Origin of the sequence: Pseudomonas fluorescens, assembly GCF_002022275.1 — a bacterium.
Classification (GTDB): domain Bacteria; phylum Pseudomonadota; class Gammaproteobacteria; order Pseudomonadales; family Pseudomonadaceae; genus Aquipseudomonas; species Aquipseudomonas fluorescens_AJ.
The window spans coordinates 75,226-94,021 of sequence record NZ_MSDF01000013.1 but is presented as its reverse complement, the minus strand read 5'-3'; the positions used below and the strand labels follow the sequence as shown (position 1 = coordinate 94,021).

General features: G+C 54.3%; 16 protein-coding genes. 12 read left to right on the top strand and 4 right to left on the bottom strand.

Annotated elements, in window-relative coordinates:
• Positions 1-63: 63 nt before the first annotated feature.
• Positions 64-1,071 carry an SGNH/GDSL hydrolase family protein gene (locus BFW87_RS06925; protein ID WP_078739178.1) on the bottom strand — a complete coding sequence of 336 codons (1,008 nt, stop codon included), beginning with the start codon at positions 1,069-1,071 and terminating at the stop codon, positions 64-66.
• Between the two features lie 308 nt (positions 1,072-1,379).
• Here BFW87_RS06925 and BFW87_RS06920 point away from each other — a divergent pair, with 308 nt between their 5' ends.
• Positions 1,380-2,834, top strand: coding sequence for a PLP-dependent aminotransferase family protein (locus tag BFW87_RS06920; RefSeq protein ID WP_078739177.1), 1,455 nt, complete (start codon positions 1,380-1,382; stop codon positions 2,832-2,834).
• Between the two features lie 210 nt (positions 2,835-3,044).
• On the opposite strand, the gene BFW87_RS06915 is transcribed toward BFW87_RS06920, so the two are convergent.
• Positions 3,045-3,305 (bottom strand): DUF6124 family protein, encoded by a 261-nt coding sequence (locus tag BFW87_RS06915; RefSeq protein WP_078739369.1) that lies wholly within the window; start codon positions 3,303-3,305, stop codon positions 3,045-3,047.
• Positions 3,306-3,937: 632 nt separating this feature from the next.
• The gene (gene dcm / locus BFW87_RS06910) at positions 3,938-5,374 is read right to left on the bottom strand and encodes a DNA (cytosine-5-)-methyltransferase (RefSeq protein ID WP_078739176.1); all 1,437 of its coding nucleotides are present in this window, start codon (positions 5,372-5,374) and stop codon (positions 3,938-3,940) included.
• Between the two features lie 287 nt (positions 5,375-5,661).
• Here dcm and BFW87_RS06905 point away from each other — a divergent pair, with 287 nt between their 5' ends.
• The 6 genes from BFW87_RS06905 (at position 5,662) to BFW87_RS06880 (ending at position 12,098) form a co-directional block, all read left to right on the top strand.
• Positions 5,662-6,093 carry a very short patch repair endonuclease gene (locus BFW87_RS06905; protein ID WP_078739175.1) on the top strand — a complete coding sequence of 144 codons (432 nt, stop codon included), beginning with the start codon at positions 5,662-5,664 and terminating at the stop codon, positions 6,091-6,093.
• Positions 6,094-6,263: 170 nt separating this feature from the next.
• A complete protein-coding gene (locus BFW87_RS06900; protein WP_078739174.1) occupies positions 6,264-7,898 on the top strand; it encodes an ATP-binding protein in 1,635 nt (544 codons plus the stop codon).
• Positions 7,895-8,719, top strand: a complete 825-nt coding sequence (locus BFW87_RS06895; protein WP_078739173.1) for an HNH endonuclease — start codon at positions 7,895-7,897, stop codon at positions 8,717-8,719. The genes BFW87_RS06900 and BFW87_RS06895 overlap by 4 nt, the downstream gene beginning before the upstream one ends.
• A complete protein-coding gene (locus BFW87_RS06890) occupies positions 8,712-10,532 on the top strand; it encodes a DEAD/DEAH box helicase (protein ID WP_078739172.1) in 1,821 nt (606 codons plus the stop codon). The genes BFW87_RS06895 and BFW87_RS06890 overlap by 8 nt, the downstream gene beginning before the upstream one ends.
• Positions 10,529-10,969 carry an EcoRII N-terminal effector-binding domain-containing protein gene (locus tag BFW87_RS06885; RefSeq protein WP_078739171.1) on the top strand — a complete coding sequence of 147 codons (441 nt, stop codon included), beginning with the start codon at positions 10,529-10,531 and terminating at the stop codon, positions 10,967-10,969. The genes BFW87_RS06890 and BFW87_RS06885 overlap by 4 nt, the downstream gene beginning before the upstream one ends.
• Before the next feature lie 733 nt (positions 10,970-11,702).
• Complete coding sequence (locus BFW87_RS06880; protein ID WP_078739368.1) at positions 11,703-12,098, top strand: type II restriction endonuclease; 396 nt, start codon at positions 11,703-11,705, stop codon at positions 12,096-12,098.
• A gap of 487 nt (positions 12,099-12,585) precedes the next feature.
• Here BFW87_RS06880 and BFW87_RS06870 read toward each other — a convergent pair whose 3' ends face one another.
• Positions 12,586-13,350, bottom strand: a complete 765-nt coding sequence (locus tag BFW87_RS06870) for a hypothetical protein (protein WP_139372403.1) — start codon at positions 13,348-13,350, stop codon at positions 12,586-12,588.
• 799 nt (positions 13,351-14,149) lie between these two features.
• Between BFW87_RS06870 and BFW87_RS06865 the strand changes: the two genes are divergently transcribed.
• The 5 genes from BFW87_RS06865 to BFW87_RS32230 all read left to right on the top strand — a co-directional run bounded on the left by BFW87_RS06865 (position 14,150) and on the right by BFW87_RS32230 (position 18,732).
• Positions 14,150-14,686, top strand: a complete 537-nt coding sequence (locus BFW87_RS06865; RefSeq protein ID WP_078739168.1) for a LasR-specific antiactivator QslA — start codon at positions 14,150-14,152, stop codon at positions 14,684-14,686.
• A gap of 1,069 nt (positions 14,687-15,755) precedes the next feature.
• Positions 15,756-17,162: a YfjI family protein gene (locus BFW87_RS06860; RefSeq protein ID WP_078739367.1), complete on the top strand. Its 1,407-nt coding sequence runs from the start codon at positions 15,756-15,758 to the stop codon at positions 17,160-17,162.
• Positions 17,149-17,502, top strand: coding sequence for a hypothetical protein (locus tag BFW87_RS06855; protein ID WP_078739167.1), 354 nt, complete (start codon positions 17,149-17,151; stop codon positions 17,500-17,502). Before BFW87_RS06860 ends, BFW87_RS06855 begins: the two co-directional genes overlap by 14 nt.
• Complete coding sequence (locus BFW87_RS06850) at positions 17,486-18,466, top strand: integrase domain-containing protein (RefSeq protein WP_078739166.1); 981 nt, start codon at positions 17,486-17,488, stop codon at positions 18,464-18,466. The genes BFW87_RS06855 and BFW87_RS06850 overlap by 17 nt, the downstream gene beginning before the upstream one ends.
• Complete coding sequence (locus tag BFW87_RS32230) at positions 18,463-18,732, top strand: hypothetical protein (protein WP_078739165.1); 270 nt, start codon at positions 18,463-18,465, stop codon at positions 18,730-18,732. The genes BFW87_RS06850 and BFW87_RS32230 overlap by 4 nt, the downstream gene beginning before the upstream one ends.
• Positions 18,733-18,796 lie beyond the last annotated feature (64 nt).

The window sequence follows — 18,796 nt, the reverse complement described above, 5'->3', positions numbered from 1 at the left end:
TTTTCTTCTTTTTTCCAAACAGGCGCTGAAAAAACTTTTTGATGGATTTCATGTGCAAGTCCTTTAGCGGGTGACATCGAGAATTAGTTTTGAAACCCGGTCGTTGCCGGCATCGGTGAAGTGGATACGGTCGACGAACTGCCAGTCCTGTGGCTCCAGTGCCTCGGCCAGCAATGGCGTGATGTCGACAAACTTCACCCCCATGTCCTGTGCCCCTTCGCGCAGGCGCTGGGCATAGGTTTCGCGCACCGAGGTTTGCAGGATGTCGCCATACGCCTCGGTGAAATTGCCGAGCTGGTCGAGTTCGGCAAACAGTTGCTCTTCCTCGCGGCTGCCGGTCTTGCGGACCCAGCCGGCCAGGGGTTGCAGGATGAACGTGAGTTTCGCGCCCATGTCCGCGGCCAGGGCGCGCCAGATATCCAGGTGCTGCAGGGTCAGCCTGGCGGCGTAGTCAATCTGTTCCTGCATCGACGGCGGCTCGGGTTGCTCAGGCTCCTGAGACTTGCCGAACAGATTCGACAGGCTCCACGTGCTGGCGGCCGGCTGTTGCGGCGCCAAGGCATCGAAAAACTGATTGCAGTTGAAAAACGCCCCGTGCTCGCCCCGGGAGGCTTGGGGCTGACGCGCCAGGCCAAGGTTGTTGAACCCGGAAAACAGTACGATTTCATCCACCTTGGGCAGGTGGTGCCGGTTCAGGGTGAACAGCACCAGCTCTTGAGTGGAATTGAAACTGCGACCGCCGAAATTGATCCAGCGCGCGCCACGGGAATCGTTGTGCGTCAGACGCGAGGCCAGGGTCCAGCTGTCGGCGCTGGCGCCAATGCCGAACACGGTGGAGCTGCCCGCCAGCACGCGCACCGGGCCATTATTCTTGCTGGCATCGACCACCGAATAACTGGTGCCCAATGACTCGGAATAACGGAAGCCGGACGAATCTGTATTGACCACGGATGAAGAATGGTTGGTCGGGTGGAAATACATCAAATAGGGCAACCATCGAACTTCACCGGCATCGGTAAATTTCTGTTCGTACTCGGCCATTTGCGGTGTGAGCGTCATCCTTGCCGTCATTGCGCTTGGTCCTCTTGGCATTCGCCGGGCAGGTTCAAACACCTGGCTTGTTATTTATTCAGGTGTCTGTCGTGTAGGGCATTTCTTAAAATTGTGTGTGTACTGTGACGAGTTACGATTTAGCGTCTACCGTTTCCAAGGTCGTGTGCACCGTTCTGGGGCTTATCATCCCAAGGCGACGGTGTGTATTGCAGATACAGGAGAGTTCAATCTTTTAGATACAGATCGGGTTTTTAGGCTGAATTTTTTTCAAAAAAAGACCGATCTGTAACTTCTTAAGTATCAGATGAGCAGCTACAGTCAGACCCATGACCCTTTATCTGAACCTCGCCGAATTCATCAGCAGCCGCATCGAGCAAGGCCTTTACGGGCCTGGCGAGCGCTTGCCGTCTGTACGCACCCTCAGCCATGAGCACGGCGTCAGCCTGACCACCGTGCAACAGGCCTACCGTGTATTGGAATGTTCGGGGTTGGCGATACCGCGCCCCAAATCGGGCTATTTCGTGCCGTCGGATCGGCGCGTGGCGCCGTTGCCGCAGATGGGCCGGCCCATCCTGCGGCCGGTGGACATTTCCCAGTGGGACATGGTCCAGGAACTGATGCGCTTCGATCAAAGCACCGAGGTTGTCCAGCTGGGATGCGGCATGCCGGACATCAGCGTACCGACCCTCAAACCGCTGCTGACCGCGATGGCCCGTATCAGCCGGCGCAGTGACAACGCGAGCCTGCAATACAACCACATCCAGGGTGTATTGGCCCTGCGCGAACAGATCGCCCGGCTGTCCATCGATTCGGGCTGTCGCCTGGCCCCGGCTGACCTGATTATCACCAGCGGCTGCCAGGAAGCCCTGTCCACCGCGATCCGCGCGATTTGCTCGCCCGGCGACATCGTGGCGATCGCCTCGCCGAGCTATCACGGGATGATGCAGATCCTCAAGGCGGCCGATCTCAAGGCGCTGGAAATCCCCACCGACCCCGTCACCGGCATCAACCTGGAAGCCCTGGAAATGGCACTGGAGCAGTGGCCGATCAAAGTGATCCAGTTGACCGCCAACTGTAACAACCCCATGGGCTACATCATGCCCGACGAGCGAAAACTCAAGCTGATCCGCATGGCCCAGCGCTTCGACGTGCCCATCATTGAAGACGACATCTACGGTGACCTGTCGCACCGCTACCCACGGCCGCGCTCACTCAAGTCCTTCGATGAAGACAACCGGGTGGTGCTCTGCAGTTCATTTTCCAAAACCGTAGCCCCAGGCCTTCGCGTCGGCTGGATCGCTCCGGGGCGCTATTTGCCCCAAGTGCTGCACATGAAATACATCGGCTCCGGCGCCACCGTCACCCAGCCGCAACTGGCAGTGGCCGAATTCATCGCCAAGGGCAACTACATGCTGCACCTGCGCCGCATGCGCAAACAATACAAGCGCAACGGCGACCTGATGAGTGAGTGGGTCAACCGCTACTTCCCGGCGGGCACCCGCGTCAGCCAGCCCCAGGGTGGCTTTACCCTGTGGGTCGAACTGCCCGGCGAATTTGACACCTACGCCCTTAATCGGCTGTTGGAAGCTCAGGACGTGCAGGTGGCCAACGGCAATATTTTCTCGGCGGCGGGGAAGTACCGAAATTGTATTCGGCTGAACTTTGCTCATCCGCCGACGCGGAAGATTGAGATGGCGGTGCAGAGGGTTGGGCAGACTATTGGGCAGTTGATGCAGATGGAGTTGGATAATGCCCTTGTGGCGCAACAGCGGGGGGGGTGAGCGGCTGCGTTTTTTTGGTGTTTCTAGGGGTGGGAATGCCAAACCGTAGTGCCGGCCTCTAGGGTGATCGCGCTGCAATCCTGCCGGATGGCGGCCTGCACGAGATCCTACAAGGTCAGTCCCGTTTTGTTTCGAGTGAGCAAAAGTGCGTTGAGCGCTGAACTTTCTAGGACCGAGTTGCTGTAAAGCGACTCGGCCTTTTGATTTTTGCTACTGCGGGGACGGTGACGTGTCTGTTGCGGGGTGCAGTACAGCCAATACCCGCTCGATCAGTAATTCACCCAGCACGATTAATTGTTGGCTACCCAAAAGCTTCTGACGGTTTTCGCCTTCGAGTTCGAAAGCCAGGTCAGTGGTGATAGCGTTCAGCGAGGCAAGGGTTTCGCTGGCTTGAATCAGTAGAGTTTCAGGTTCGATGTCTTGAGTGACCGTGAAAAGGCTCGCTGGAGGATTGGGGGTGATTTTTTTCATGATGAAGCTCCCACACTGTTTAAGGAGCTGCCGCCTCTCTGCTGTCAAACAGGATTGGGTGGCAGCTGTACGCGGGTTGACAGACCGGAAGTGTAGGAACCCGGCGCACCCGAAGATGCCCCACGCACAGCCGCCATGAACGAGGCGGGATGCGTGAAGCATGCCGTTAAATCATGGGGTGTGAAAGGTTACACTTTTCGGCCTGTCAAAGCCGGTCGCTGATGAGCAGCGACGGGGGGAACGTTAGCGTTGTGGTGGGGGCTACGCCAGTTCACCAACGGCGCGACATCTTGAAGGAAAAATCCGAAGGCCCGCCGGCTGGGCTTTCCAACCCTCAGAAACAACAAAACCCGCACTAGGCGGGTTCTGTCGATGCTTCGAATTGGTGGGCCGGGGTAATCTGAATCGGTCTGTTATGCTATTGATTATTTTAAAAAATATTCGAGCTGTATTTTGATTGGAATACCAATTGGAATACTTCAGATGGCAATGCCATGACCCGCCGCTCGTAATCGAATTGACAATTTTGCTCGGCAGCCATGGTTTACGATTATTATTTGTTAACTGCCTACCCGTTGATAGAGGTCCACAGATTTCTATCGTGGACGAAATAAATTTGTAGGTGGCGACCGTTATCCCGGAGGCGCAATTTCAAGTTTCGGTCTTTCCGCATCTTGTGCTTTTGCCTTGGCCGCTAAGATACGGTCTTTCATTATTCGCGCGACCGCTTCGAAAACAGGCACTGCTACGGAGTTGCCGAATTGACGGTAAGCTTGGGTGTCAGAGACAGGAATCACGAAGCTGCTCTCGCCCGGTTTGTCAAACCCCATCAAGCGGGCACATTCATGAGGAGTAAGGCGGCGCGGCCTATTCATATGATTAAGTTCGCCATGAAATTCAAGTTTTTCCGAGAATCCGCGATCAACAAGAATTTCGGAGCCATCCTTGTGGTAGCGGGCGGACAGCGTACGCGCCACACTGTTGGGGCCAGTCAGGCCGAACCCGAAGCCGTTACCCTTCTCCTTGTGTTTCTGAGCGTACTTATAGAGATACTCCCACAGCTTGGGCGTGAGGATGTACTTGCTGTCGACGTCCTCGTCTAGAAGATCGCCGAACGAAGGCCGTTGTGCTGGCTGGTGCTTGACTATGTCTTTGAGAGTGAAGCCCTCATGGACATTTAAATCGCGTCTGAAGCCTACCAGTACGATCCGCTCGCGGTGCTGAGGCAGAAATTTCATGGCATCAATCACCTTCGGATCGGCACCCTTAGGTGCGTTTACATCAGCCACTTCGTAGCCGAGCTCGTCCAGCGTCTCGCAGATGATCCGGAATGTGTTGCCCTTGTCGTGACTCTTAAGATTTTTCACGTTTTCGAGCAAAAACGCTGCTGGCCGCTTGGCCGCTATGATTCTGGCAACATCGAAGAAGAGCGTGCCTTGAGTTTCGCATTCAAACCCATGCTTGCGACCTAACGAATTCTTTTTAGAAACGCCTGCCAAGGAGAAAGGCTGGCAAGGAAAACCTGCCAGCAACACATCATGATCTGGTATTTCAATATCAATATTGCGATATGCCTCGTCCTCGCTGACGTCAGGCCGATCGGATAGTGTCACGGACCTGATATCCAAGTTGAAGCGATGGCGAGCTGGGTCGCAATAATGGTTGGCTTTGTAGGTCCGAACTGCGTACTTGTTCCATTCGGAGGTGAACAGGCACTCGCCGCCGATCGCCTCGAAGCCCTTTCGAATACCGCCGATCCCGGCAAACAAATCGATGAAAGTGAATGTGCGCTTGCCTTCGACCTTTCGAGGTAGCAGCTCACTGAGGCGCGCGTGCTCGACGTAGGAGAGTTTCGGAGATGCCTTACCCTTGTGCCAGCGGTTGATCGTCTCGCGACACCAGTGCCCAGGACTGGCTTCGTTGAGGGTCTCAGCCAAAAAGCCTTGGTCGTAGATGTCGAGCAGCTTCTTTAACAACGTTAGGTCGTTGTCGGCATGATTAGCGGGACGATTCGCCAATAAGCTCGGTGCATCTCCATAAGCGTTTTGTTCATTGTCAACGAAATTCATATGAGCTCTTCTGGGTCAAATCTGTGACGAAATATCACTATAATATCCCTATGGCAGCTAATGTGAAGCGTTTTCTAAATTAGCTTGCAGGAGCAAAAAACGACTTGAAATTATGGCTTGGCTGTGTGCATGTACAGTGCTTTGCGGTGGCAGATTTTGTTTGCCGTTCTGGTACATGATCCAAGCTATTACCGAATCCAGCTCAGCTGCTAGCTTGTCGGCATGTTTCTTGAACCTCGCAAAGCGAGAGTTACCGAACAGAGATCTTTCACGGTTACGGTTCAGATATGGACACTGTAGACACTGCAACTCGTTCTAGGATGATGTCCGCCATTCGCGGCAAGGACACTGTGCCAGAAATGGTAGTCAGGCGCTTTTTGCACGGTCGAGGTTACCGTTATCGCATCCATCGTAAGGACCTAGCCGGCAAGCCAGACATCGTGATCCCACGTCTGAAGGTCTGCATCTTTGTCCATGGCTGCTTCTGGCACCGTCACCCGGGCTGCCCTTACTCAACGATCCCGAAGACGAGGCCAGAGTTTTGGAAGGAAAAATTCCAGAAAAATGTCGCAAGGGACCTCGCCAACATCAATAGCCTTGAGGCTGCCGGCTGGAATGTTCTGATTATCTGGGAGTGTCAATTGAAGAAGGAACCGGACACATTGGACCGGCTGGAGCGGAAACTTAGCCTGCTATCGTCCGATCAGGCACCCTCCTAAAAAAAATGGTTGCGACATCGGACTAGGCTTGCTGGAACGGATGTTCATTAAAAGCCGATTGAGCGAGTTGTCCTGCAGCGTCAGAGTACAATTATACTGGCCTGAATTTTCGCTTGGTGCAGAAACTCGCCGGACTAGACGGTAGAAGCCCATGATAAAAGGATTTCGATGTGAACGATTTGATCAACGAGCCCGATGCTCCACGTTTGATTTTTGGTCTTAGGGATACTGGCTACAACGTTAGGACTGCGGCTGCGGACATCATCGACAATTCGATTGCCGCGAAGGCGGGGCAGATCAATGTCGAGATCACTCTCCGTGAAGACGGCCGAAAGTTTGTCTATTTCGGCGACAACGGCGAAGGTATGGATGCGCAGGGCATCCATCGGGCCATGCGCTACGGGGCTCCCGAACGCGAGAATCCTGAGAGCCTTGGCAAGTTCGGGCTTGGTCTGAAGACGGCGTCAAGCTCCGTATGTCTCAAGTACACTCTGATTTCCCGCAAGAGTCCGGACCAGGAACTCGCAAAGCTTGCTTGGGATCTCGAGTATGTTGCCAAGCAGAAAAAGTGGGAAATGCTCAAGGAGCCAGTTACCTCAGACGAACAGGAGATGTTTGAAGAACTCTGCGGTGACAAGGGAACGCTCTTGATCTGGGAGAACTGTGACAGGATCCTGACGAAGGATTATGAGCCTGGCTCGGCTAAGGAACAGGCTGCGATCAAGCGGCTGGCAGAAAGCCTAGTCAAACATCTTTCGCTCGTTTACCACCGGTTCGTCGACTCGGCTGACGATAGGGAGCGCAACGTATCCATTTTCGTTAATCAAATCCCTGTCGATCCTTGGAATCCCTTCTATCCCTCCCGCTCAGAACAGGTCCTTGCCGAGACAAAGCAGAAGCTGCTAGTGGAAATGCCCGACGGCTCGGAAGAGATCGCGAATATTCGGGCGTGGATCCTGCCCCATCGCAGCGACATGACCAAAGATGAGGAAAAAGCCCATGCGCGGATCTCCAACCGCGCTCAGGGTTTCTACGTGTATCGAGAGGGGCGCTTGATTCAAGATGGCAGCTGGATGGAAGTCTTCGGAGCTCCTGAACCGCACACTTCGCTGCTGCGGATCGAGTTCGACTTCGGCCACGAGCTTGATGATGCGTTCCGGATCGACGTAAAGAAATCCCGGATTCTTTTCCACCCCGACCTAGAGGATGGTCTGCGTGATCTACTGCAGCCAATCTACCGGGAAGCTGGGAAGCGTGCTCGAAGGCAAACTCGTGAGCAGACAAATGTTCGTCAAATCGACCACACCAGTGCGAACAAGAACATTGCGGATACAGGCAGTGCCAGTAAGGCTCAGGTGACATCCGTCGATCCTGCTGCCCAGTCGGCAGTCATCTCCAACAACATGGGTTCGAAGATCAAGCTCAAGCTTACTGTCCAAAGCAATGTGAGCGCGGACACGGTATATGTCGATGCGGTCGAAGACATCAATACTGGTGAGCTATGGCAGCCTGCCCTGCGTAGCGCAGGCGATAGCGGCCACATGCCGGCGGTACTGCTGAACAAACATCATGATTTCTACCAGAAGATATATAAGCGTGCCGCTGCCAACGGTTACGCGGTAGAGGGTATGGACCTGCTTCTATGGGCATTTGCCGCAGCAGAGCAAAACAATACGAACGAAGAGCTGGAACCGATCTTCGAGGACATCCGCAGCGAGATATCGAACAACCTGCGCAAGCTCCTGCGCAATGTTCCTGATCCTGACCCTGCTGACTTGATGATTGAGGATGAAGACGCAGAATGATCGTAGGGAAGAAGGATCTGATTTTAAAGGAGCTGGAAGAGGGAACCGGGGCTGCGATCGCTGCCGCAGTCGACGTCAGCGGACTGCGATCGGGCCTGCGTATATGGTTCGGAGATCTTGACCAGAAGCACGGACCGGTTGCCGAGCTTAAGCCTTACGGCTTGAAAGGGCACAGCGTCGGTCTGTCGTTTGGTAGCTTCTCAGGAGAGATAATCGGACAAATCCGAAGGGCAGCTTCGGAGGATGTGCAGTTGGCGCGTGCTCTTGTCGCCTCGATCCGGTCAGATATTGCGGTGGAAATCGCTGGCCAAAACCTCGCCGACTGGGCTGTTACGTCTGGCTCTTTCCGGATGACTGCACTAATCCGGAATCAGGACCATCCACACGATGACGTTGCGATCATCGCCATCTGTCGCGACGTGATAGTACCGATGATGGCCGCAATGGCCGAGCTCATCGGATATGACGTTATTGAGGAGGAGGTCAATGATGAAATTCCCGCATTTGAAGGCGCTATTCTTCAGTCAGTCGTGAAGCGAAGGGAGCGAAACCCGCGCAACAGGCTCTTGTGTATCCGCATTCACGGAGAACGTTGTATCGTTTGCGGACTCGAGCCCCGACGGGTCTACGGGGAGGCGGGGGCGATAATTGAAGTACACCATCTTGAGCCGCTTGCTTCGCTTATTGAACCTCGCTCTTATGATCCACGTACCGATCTAGTTCCACTTTGTCCATCCTGTCATCGAGCGCTTCATACGAAGCGCCCAATTCCTTGGGATATTGAGGATTTAAAGCGGTTGAGGAGTGGCTGCAATGACTGAGCCTGCCGAGTTCCCAGAGATTTATGAGTCGCTGCGACAGAACATACCCGAAGGCTTGATGCTTTCGGAGCGATTGATCGACCCAGTAATGATCATCGGCCGGGCTGGGGACTGGATTGTTGCGCGACTTGGTGGGGTCCGCTTGCTGAGAGGAAATCGCTATGTGCATCTCGCGCCCAGCAATCGCCATGCATGGGTCATGGACGGTACGACGATTCGGCCTTTGCCGCGAGATGCAGTCATCCTTTTCGAAAAAATGCTGAATGGCTGTTCTCCTGATAGGCTTACCTATAGCCAAGCAATCAGCCTTATCCGCGGCGTGGATGCAAGTATGCAGGTCGAGGTCGAAGAGGGGTTTCTTCAGGCTGGTAGAGTCGCTGCTGAGGACCTAGATGGCGAAATGACTATTCAGGGGCTGACAGCTACCCTTTTTCCGTACCAATCGCGCGGCGTCAGTTGGATGTGGAACACCATTAAACATACCGGCGGATTGATCTTAGCCGACGAAATGGGGCTAGGGAAAACACTACAGATCATTGCGTTGTTGCTGATGGAGCCGCCGAAAACCGATGCTCCTGCCTTGATAATTTGCCCGACCAGCTTGATTGCCAACTGGGTGCGTGAATTTGAGCGCTTCGCGGCCGGGATGACAGTGATGGTTCATCGGGGGGCCAATAGAGCTGGAATTTACCGAGAGCTCCAACGGACAAGTGTGGTCATTACGACCTACGACACGATGGTTAATGACATTTCAATCTTTTCATCGTTTGAATGGTCATGGGTAATCTGCGATGAGGCACAAGCCATCAAGAACCCGGACTCGAATCGTAGAAGTGCAGTCGTATCGATCCCGCGCCGGCGAACCATTCCTATGACTGGCACTCCGGTTGAAAACAGTCTATTGGATCTGTGGTCACTAGCAGATTTTGCGATACCAGGTTTGTTGGGTTCGAGACGGGAATTTGAAGCAGCCTACTCGGACAGCCTCGAATCGGCACAAGCTATTGGGCACTTTACGGATCCGATCATTCTCAAACGCAGAGTGGTGGACGTGGCAGGTGACCTTCCCGCGCGAATTAATATCGATATTCCGTTAGAGCTGGATGATTTGCTCGCCGGCCATTATTCCATGGTACGTGCGGCTACCTTGGCTAAGTACCCTGTGGCGGGAGCTTTGGTTGCAACGCTCCAACTGCAATTAGTTTGTGCGCATCCTTGGCTGCGGAAAGATGAAGAAGGTGACGACGAGGGCGAAGAGGCGAGCGTGCTCCGCTCAACTGGGTGTCCTCTCATGACTCCCAAAATGGAGCGTGTTGTGAGCCTGCTTCGTGAGGCATTCTGTAATGGACGAAAGGTCATTGTGTTTGCGCTCTTCAATCGGGTCGGGGGACTCTTGATGGAGGCGGTCCAGAGCCTCCCCAGCACATATTGGGGAGCGATTAATGGTTCGACTCCTCAGCAAGACCGCCAGGCGATAATTGACGATTTTTCAAATCATGACGGGCCGGGATGTTTGGTATTGAACCCTAAAGCCGCAGGTGCCGGGTTGAATATCACCGCAGCCACAGTTGTAATCCATTTCACTCCAGTGTGGAACCCTGCATTGGAGGCCCAGGCAAGTGCGAGGGCCCACCGTCGTGGACAGACACACCCAGTAACCATCTATCGTCTTTTCTACAAGGGTACAGTAGAGGAAGTGATGATTGATAGATCACTTTGGAAAAGTGAATTGGCAAATGAAAGTGTCCCTGTTTCGTCCAGAGATGCGGCCGACTTGAAGCGAGCCCTAGAAATAACTCCAGGAAGAATATGACTCATAGAACCTTTAGCAAGACACTTAGCGCAAATGACGTTGGCTCGACCGGGGGGCATCAGGGTGGCATTCTCATTCCGAAATCGGAAGGAGAGCTGCTAACTTTTCTGCCTCCGTTGGATGCGACTGTCAAGAATCCCGATGCATGGATCGATTGTGAAGACGAAATGGGGACTCTGCGAAAGTTTCGATTCGTTTACTACAATAATAAGTTACATGATGTCGGCGGAACCCGGAATGAGTATCGCATTACCTACATGACTAAATACTTTCGTGAAATTGGGGCTAAAGAAGGCGAGGAGCTGGAAATATCCAAGGGTGTGGCTTCGAGCACTTACAAAATTCGTGTGGTGCGTACAAATGTCCCCCAACAAGACGAACAAGAAGCTGACGTCGTTAGAATAAAAATCAAATCAGGCTGGAGGCGAGTCCATTAATGAAATAGCTGTTTTATTTGAGAGGCAGGTAATAGCGTATGTCAACTGAGTTGGTCGAAGAATGGAGGTTGACGCTGACGATATTGGGCGAGGTGATTGTGCCTATCGTTTTGTATCCGTGATCTTCTGGCAAGGTTGCATATTTCTATCAAGCTATCATTGATGGCCTTCGCTTTTCGAAAAAAAGTATTTGGGGTGGGCGCTTTCCCTCTCCCCGCGTTCGTATTGAGTTAGGGCTAACTCGTAGGTCTCAAGTGGGTAGGTCGCGGTTTTCCCGAGCCGATCTCGAAAGGCCGGGAAGAAACTACGTCGAGTACATGCCCTTGATTGCCCTAATTTGCGCCACTTATCTGGCCAACTCATGCTGTGAGCATCGCTACGCGCATTGGCGAGCATTTTGAATAGTGATCTATTCCGCTCTCGCGGAGTATTTTTGTTTTATCTATATGAAAAATATAAGATTTTAATTGAATTCTATACCCTATTTAATCCTTCGAATTGTGTTTTTATACTGCGGTCTCCGGCTTCATTGCGATCCAATTGTCGGCCTGTCCTAGGCATGAAAAATTTTTTGTTACGCATCCGCAGTCAGTCGGCAGCGATTTTCCAGCACTCCCTCTTGAAATGCTGTCGATTTGGCATCATATGGTAAGGGCAGAGTCTCCAGGCGGTTGCTATGGTGAGCCTCGGTGATTACCCCCCAATATTTGAATTTCAGAAGGATTGGAATGCGATGTCGAATCGACCTATTGTGCTGAACCCCGCTTGTATCAAGACCCTTTCTGCGGTGGAGGCCCGCCCAGAGCGTTCAAACCAGCATGAGTTTAATGGCGTGGCTGCGCTCAAGGACGTGCTAGGAACCAATCGGTCAGAGTTGAATGTCCACTTCTCTGTGAGAGGGGAAAACATCGGCGCTCAAGCTAATGTTACTTGGTACGATGCTCGTGAGGACCACCCTACTCGCTCCGAGCATCGTCTCTACTTCCAAAAAAATGAAGTAATGGATCAAGCGCAAGAAGGTGACAACGTCATCATCGGCTACGATGGGCAGCGCACTCTTCACTGTATTCTCATCCGCACTGGCAGTAGCGAGCACCGTCCTGGGATCGGCCAGTGGGAAACATATTAAGAGTGAGTTTATGGCTGTGAGGGAGGGGTAGTAGCGCACATGCTTGTGTCGAGTATTTTCATCCGAGCAGCCTCGGCTTCAGATTAAGTGCCGCACTGGAGGATCTGCTTGGCGGCTCCTCCAAGGCTCAGATATGATTAGCACTTCGTTCCTTGGCTGCATGTGCTGCCAGTTGCTCAAGTGCATACTGGACTGCATACGGAGCTGGTCGATAGGTAGCTGACTCTTGATCGCTCAAGTAGTAACGCATAACTCGATCAGTGATACCTAGTGCGGTCGCTGCTGCTTCTTGGGTGACGCGCGCGATCTCCAGAAGTTCACGTAGATAGACTGGTGAAGGATTGTGTAAGGAAGCGTCCGGTCTTTGAGGGTGCTTATCTTCATTTCGGTATTCGGGATGCACGCTAAGGCTCCTCAATAAGGTATTCCTCTTTATCAGTAGATTTCAGCGAGCTTTACTTCTGTTCTCCTCAATGGCTGCTGCGTTCTAGGTAGTTGCAAAGTAATACTCGTCATCCGCGTGCGGATCGAACTCAGGTCGAGCGATGCGACCTTGATCCAATAGGTATTGGATTATGTCGCGCACTTCCAGCCAGCCATCGGATTCGATGATATTAAGATCTTCTATGGCTTTGCTAATTTCTCTCCAGCCAGTGTTTTTTGGCTTGATGACATTCAGTAATGTATTCAGAACCAGTTGCTGGCGCTCGTCTTGATTCATTTCAGTCAAGGGTTCCACCTCGTCGGTCGATTTCATTACGCTCGCACTTGCATCGACGCGGTAGTCACGAATAAATTCGTAAGCCTCTTCGCGGCTCATATCGCCCTTGATAATCTCCACGCGATCACGCATCGGCTTGTCGTAGTGAACAACAGTCACATCATATTTGCCGCCGCCGACTTGGACAGAAATATTCACCCCCGTACGTTCACGAGCCTCTAAGACGATGTTCTGTTCTGCTCGCATTTGGACTTCGGCGTCAGTAACGACATCCCACTCTGGCCGTTCAAAAATGTCTGGGTACACACGATGTTTGGTCGTGAAGTAGCGCTTGGACATCTCGATGCAATTTTCACGATTGCAATTTGGCGTTTTAATCACATAGAGGAATGGTGTTTCCAGGTTCTTTTCGCGCCAGTTGTTGCATTTACGGAAGCTGGAAAACTTGACTGTTTGAAATAGCTCTCCGTTATAGAAAATCTCGAAATCCAGAAGTGTTTCAGCAGGCTTGACTGTTTTTTTGACGCTCATATCGTCCTGCTCCGTCATTGTGTGTGCCACTGCGTAAACTTAATATCATTTTAGGAACAATGTTCCTGATTGGCAAGGGTGTGCGTGCGTGGCATTCCGATATGTAAGAGCGTCCTACCGCTCAATGCGTTAATCAACAGGTCGTCGGGTACTATCCTGTCGCCTGCGTTGAGGGCTGTCCTATGATCTAAAACCCCACGGGGCTCTGCGGAGTCTCAGGCTCCCCGAATAGTGCCCAACGCATTTCTTTTTTCGTCGACTCTTCAGCAAAATCATTTTTTCGAAAGGATGTCATGTATGTCGTTTCCGATCCTGTCAGGGTGATGGGGTTTAGGAGAAGACGCTGCATTCTATCGTGCCCGCAAAAGCCGCTAGATAACGACAACCGCTAGTTGTGCCGGACGCTTTCATCTGAATGCTACACTTATTGACACTCATGCTTGTGTTGTCGTGGCTTCACATTTACGCTTTGCTCTGTCGCGGTCAATCCCGTGGCCGGGTGTCAGAACCTGCATTGTTCGAGGCGCATAGCGCCATAGCCAGCGATTAAGTGCTTACAGAGGCTTAGCTGCTGCTTTTCTATGGCGGTCCGTGCGGGGCAGGCTTCGGCCTGGCCGGTTCCCTCGGACGCCGGTTTCTGACCCCCGTACGGTCCGCCACCCATTTCGTGTCAGAACGGCTGGGTGGACGGCTCCTTAACTGTCCGAGGAGATAAGGAAAATGACCTGTCCCCCTTTTAAGCTCGTGCGCCGCCCTGGCCGTTTTTTTAGTACCGCAAACTATCTCGGAGGATTCCGTGATGTTTGATCTCTCGCTCCTCATCGGCCTCCCCAAACCCAGCAGCATCGATACCGCGTTGCTTACCCCTGAAGATGCCGCGATTAAACTACGGCAGGCTGCCACTCTTCGGCTTAATGGAGCACAGAGTATTCTGCTTCATTTTCCGCAAGACGTTGAGCTGGCGGTAGAGCTGTTGGATGACGCGGCAGTGCTATTCGACAAGGCATTCCGATATCTGTCGGGTATCCCTGCTCAGCGCGTTCATCAACAGATTGGTGAGTACGTCTCTGTCCCTTCCGCAGAAGGCGGTCCAGGTATCCGAACACCATGGGGCAATGAATTCCGCCCGATGATTGAGGACGGCGTTCGGTGTGCTGAGACCTGGCTCGATGGTTCATCATTGCCGCTGTGGTGGGCACTGGCGCAAAACCGAAAGCATCATCGTCCAGGTGATCCCCAAGAAGCATTTGAAGCAGGTTTTCTGCTGCGGTTGCAGCAGACGCTTATCATGCGACGTGAGGCCGTCACTTCTCAATCAACCCGCTTTGATGCCTGAGTCTGTAATTGACGTTTGAGATTTGCTTTTTTCCGCCAAACCCTCCGATCAAGCGATCTTTGATCGCGCCGATCGGAGGGTTCACTCGCTTTTTCTCGAAGCCGCGGAGTTCCACCCTCCTATTTTCAAATTTGACGAACGCCACGCTTGCTTTCCCCCGTCAGTAATTCCCTGCAACCTTTATCAAACGCAGCGCCATTTCAGTGTATGTGCGAATCTTTTCGTTGGGCATGGATGTAGGTGTGGCGACAGCGGCGACGCCGGCGACAACCCACGTAGAACGTGGCCTGGAGCATGGCGACAAAATTGGCGACAGTCGCCACTTTCTGAGCGCTTTGGCAGTGATGCTTGACCGCCATTTCGAGTGGGTATAAAAATTGGCGCACGGATCGCTGTCGTTGACAGCACCAGCCCAGGTAGCCAGAACCTTCAAGGCTACGCCACTTGCGTGGTGGTTCTCCCAAAGTGCGATTAGCATCCGGCGGCTCGCACGGTCACTCCCCAAGAGTGATGGATGCCTACTCCACTTATCTGTCCACTGCGACAGACGATGGACCTTCCTCGCTGCACTGCAGCAACCTCACCTCTCGGCGCACTTCGCTGCGCCAGATCGCGCCCGTCTCTTTCTCCTGGAAAGAGACGGGCGCTCGTACCACTGCTGCAAGCCACGTCGTACAGGGCATTGCCGCAACTCTCCGCGTGACAATCGGCCTGACAAATCCGATTCGTCGCCATCCGCAACGACACAGGCACCGGTGCCGCAGCCTATTGAAAGGCTGCACCTGAATGACAGTCAGGCATGCCCCAGGTTTCGATGTTGTTGCCTTCTCTCGCTCAGGATCTCTAGGTGCCGAACTCGTCAGTCGGCACAGCCTCCACCCGCCCGCATCTTCGGATGCGTCTAAGGAGGCCAGATTCATGGGGTCATGCCCTTGCTCCCGGTCGTAAGGAGCCGTTCGTTCCGCGTCAGTGAGCACCTCACAGGCCGCAGGGGCCTTGATCCCTGATAACACTCAACAGCCGTGGCGGGACTACGTGAGGACAACCGGCAATGAACGAGGAGAGGGCCATGCAGCAGTTAGATCCGAAGCTTGAACTACCACGACCACCTCGACCGCTGTTTGAGTCGAATGCCGTGGCCCAGCCTTATCCGGTGCAGGCACTGGGCGGGATTCTTGGGCCTGCGGTGGAACGCATGGCCGAGGTCATCGGCGTGCCCCAAGCACTGGCCGCGCAATCGGTGTTGGCCGCGTCGGCCCTAGCCACTCAAGGTCATGCGGGCTTACAGCTCGACGGGAGAAATTATCCCCTGTCGCTGTACCTGATCACGGTGGCAGCGTCGGGGGATCGTAAAACGGCGGCAGACCGATGTGCATTGCTGCCGGCACGGCAATGGGAGCGTGAGCAGTGGCAGCGTTATCGCGAACAGCTTGCACGGCACCGTGCCGCACAGCGGCAGGCGCAGCGTATCAATCCTGCTGATCCTGAGTCCGCGAACGGGGCGCCGCTCGAAGCGGAGCCCTCAGCCCCTAGGCTGATCACCACGGACCCGACTATCGAGGCCCTGATAAAGGGGCTCTGTCATGACCTGCCCAGCATGGGTTTGTTCTGTGACGAGGGCGGACAATTCCTCGGCAGCAGCACCATGAATAGGGACAATCGTTTGAAAGCGGTCACGACCTTGTCGTCGCTCTGGGACGGTAGCCCGATTGATCGTGCGCGCTCCATGGCTGGCGAAAGCCTGCGAGCCTACGACCGACGCTTGAGCCTGCACCTGATGCTGCAACCGTATCTAGCCATGCAGTTGCTCAGTGACCCGTTGCTGCAGGGGCAAGGCATTCTCGGCCGCTGCCTGATGACCTGGCCCACTAGCCTGGCTGGACAACGCAGCTACCAGGCTGTCGACTTGTCCAATGACGCTGCCCTAACGCGCTATCACCACCGCCTTTCAGCCCTGTTTCGTCAGCCCTGGTCACTTTCCGCTGACGGTGCTCTGCAGTTGTCATCCCTGACCCTCAGCCCGTTGGCCCGCCGTCGCTGGATTGATTTGCATGATGCTATCGAGGCTCAGCTGGGTGAGTTTGGCGAGCTGGCCAGCGTGCGGCCCAGCGGTTCGAAGGCCGCCGACAACCTTTTGCGCGTCGCCGGTATTTTGGCCGTTGTGGAGGAGAGCAGTGTCGTGGAGGTCGACCATATCCAGCGGGCCTCGGCCTTAGTCGGCTACTACCTCACCGAGATCCAGCGCCTGACCGAGCAGGAGCCGGTGTGCAGGGTAAAAGAAGAGGCGGACCGGCTGTTGCGCTGGCTGCAGGTCAAGGATTGGAAGCGCTTCAGTATTCGAGATGTGAATCGCAACGGTCCCCGCTTTGCCCGCAAGAGCAGTCGTCATGCCGCAAAGCTGCTGGTCGAGTTGATTGATCATCAGTGGTTGATCTCCGACGGCCACACCTTCGAGGTGCGTCATGTTCAATCTTGATGAAGCGCTGCGCAACCATCTGGCTCAACGCGAAAAGGAGCCGAAAGTGCGATTTGTCGCCGGTACTGTCGCCACTTTGTCGCCACGCTCAAAGGCAGGCAAGGCAAGGGTTGTCGCCGGTGTCGCCGGTGTCGCCACCCTCCATAGAACTATCACCTCTACGACCGCCATTATCCAATGGTTGGAAGAGCAGGGCGCGCATCTTTACGTCACCGACAACACGCTGTGTTTTCGCCCGACTGATTGGGCTCAGTTCGCGATTGTAAGTGCGCACTGGCGAGCCCTTTTGCATGATCTCGCGGCAGTCGATCAGGAACAGAAAAATGGCTCGGGTCGGTAAGCGAACGGGGCGCAATTTCGGCTTCGGTCGCCAGCTCGGCTATGCCGGACCGCAAGCCCTGAAAGACCTGTTTGGGGACGGCCATTTTGCTACCGTCAAAGCCCATAGTGATCGCTGGCAGGCGTTCGTGCATTGGTGTCGATCTGATGAAGGGCCGAGGGTCAACGACGCGCGCCAGATAGACCGCGAGATCCTCATGCGGTACGCCGTCCACGTGCGGGAGCAGGTTGATCAGGGCAACGTCGGCATTGCCACCGCGCAGAACCGACTGTCCAGCGTGAACCGAACGATGGCCGCGCTGCGCGGTGATCAGTACGTCAAAATCCCGAGTCCGAGTAAGGCGCTTGGCCTGCAGCGCTCAAGCGTGCGTAGTGAGGCTCCGCAAGGCCAAGACCGTGCGCAGGTCGAGTTGATCGCGCGGGCACTGTCAGATCGTCAGCAATCGAGGGTGAGTGCCATTGTGCTCCTCGCCCGTGAGACTGGTATGCGCCTGCGCGAAGCGATCCTGGCCGATCTGCCACGACTGCAACGTGAGGTTCGGCAACTGGGCAAGATCAACATCCAGGATGGCACCAAAGGCGGTCGATCAGGGGCCTCGGCACCGCGCTGGATTACGGTAACGGATCAAGTTCGCGATGCCCTGGATTGGGCCAGCGCGACCTTACCCAATGGCAGCCGGAATTTGTTGGCGCCCGACGAAAGCTACAAAGACTTTATTCGGGCAGTTGTGCGACCGGCACGGGACATCTTGCATGAGCATGGATTGAAAGGCTTTCATGAGCTGCGGGCGGCTTACGCCTGTGAGCGTTATGAGCAACTGACTGGCTTGAATACACCCGTCAATGGCGGTCGTGTTCATCGAGAAGATCGAGAGCTTGATCAGCGTGCACGACAGCAGATCAGCCACGAATTGGGACATAACCGCATCGATGTGGTGAGTGCCTACATCGGAGGTCGGCGATGACGTCCGAGTTCGACATAGCGTTGTTTCTGCGCCCCGTGCTCAAAGGTGCACATGCCACGCGGCAGCGGCACATCAGGCAAGCAGAAAGGATGCACGAGGTGATTCGTGAGCGCTGGGGTTGCGCGACTCCCTGGTCCTGGAGAGAAAAGCACGTGAGATGGTTTCTGGAGCACTACCTGCGATGCTCAGCTCCAGCTACCGTCTACTACTACGCCTTAACAGCAGGGTTGATCCGTCGTATAAAGGCAAAAATCGTGGTTGCCTGATAGACCTTTAAGCGTGAGCCCCTGAGTATGGGAATGCGGAGCCTTCCCATACTCAGGGGCTTGG

What these genes read in the sequence shown, in the direction of transcription:
- BFW87_RS06870 (WP_139372403.1), bottom strand. Translation starts at nt 13,350, where the DNA reads ATGAGCGTCAAAAAAACAGTCAAGCCTGCTGAAACACTTCTGGATTTC.
- BFW87_RS06895 (WP_078739173.1), top strand. Translation starts at nt 7,895, where the DNA reads ATGATCGTAGGGAAGAAGGATCTGATTTTAAAGGAGCTGGAAGAGGGA.
- BFW87_RS06925 (WP_078739178.1), bottom strand. Translation starts at nt 1,071, where the DNA reads ATGACGGCAAGGATGACGCTCACACCGCAAATGGCCGAGTACGAACAG.
- BFW87_RS06855 (WP_078739167.1), top strand. Translation starts at nt 17,149, where the DNA reads ATGTTCAATCTTGATGAAGCGCTGCGCAACCATCTGGCTCAACGCGAA.
- BFW87_RS06905 (WP_078739175.1), top strand. Translation starts at nt 5,662, where the DNA reads ATGGACACTGTAGACACTGCAACTCGTTCTAGGATGATGTCCGCCATT.
- BFW87_RS06850 (WP_078739166.1), top strand. Translation starts at nt 17,486, where the DNA reads ATGGCTCGGGTCGGTAAGCGAACGGGGCGCAATTTCGGCTTCGGTCGC.
- dcm (WP_078739176.1), bottom strand. Translation starts at nt 5,374, where the DNA reads ATGAATTTCGTTGACAATGAACAAAACGCTTATGGAGATGCACCGAGC.
- BFW87_RS06860 (WP_078739367.1), top strand. Translation starts at nt 15,756, where the DNA reads ATGCAGCAGTTAGATCCGAAGCTTGAACTACCACGACCACCTCGACCG.
- BFW87_RS06880 (WP_078739368.1), top strand. Translation starts at nt 11,703, where the DNA reads ATGTCGAATCGACCTATTGTGCTGAACCCCGCTTGTATCAAGACCCTT.
- BFW87_RS06885 (WP_078739171.1), top strand. Translation starts at nt 10,529, where the DNA reads ATGACTCATAGAACCTTTAGCAAGACACTTAGCGCAAATGACGTTGGC.
- BFW87_RS06915 (WP_078739369.1), bottom strand. Translation starts at nt 3,305, where the DNA reads ATGAAAAAAATCACCCCCAATCCTCCAGCGAGCCTTTTCACGGTCACT.
- BFW87_RS32230 (WP_078739165.1), top strand. Translation starts at nt 18,463, where the DNA reads ATGACGTCCGAGTTCGACATAGCGTTGTTTCTGCGCCCCGTGCTCAAA.
- BFW87_RS06865 (WP_078739168.1), top strand. Translation starts at nt 14,150, where the DNA reads ATGTTTGATCTCTCGCTCCTCATCGGCCTCCCCAAACCCAGCAGCATC.
- BFW87_RS06890 (WP_078739172.1), top strand. Translation starts at nt 8,712, where the DNA reads ATGACTGAGCCTGCCGAGTTCCCAGAGATTTATGAGTCGCTGCGACAG.
- BFW87_RS06920 (WP_078739177.1), top strand. Translation starts at nt 1,380, where the DNA reads ATGACCCTTTATCTGAACCTCGCCGAATTCATCAGCAGCCGCATCGAG.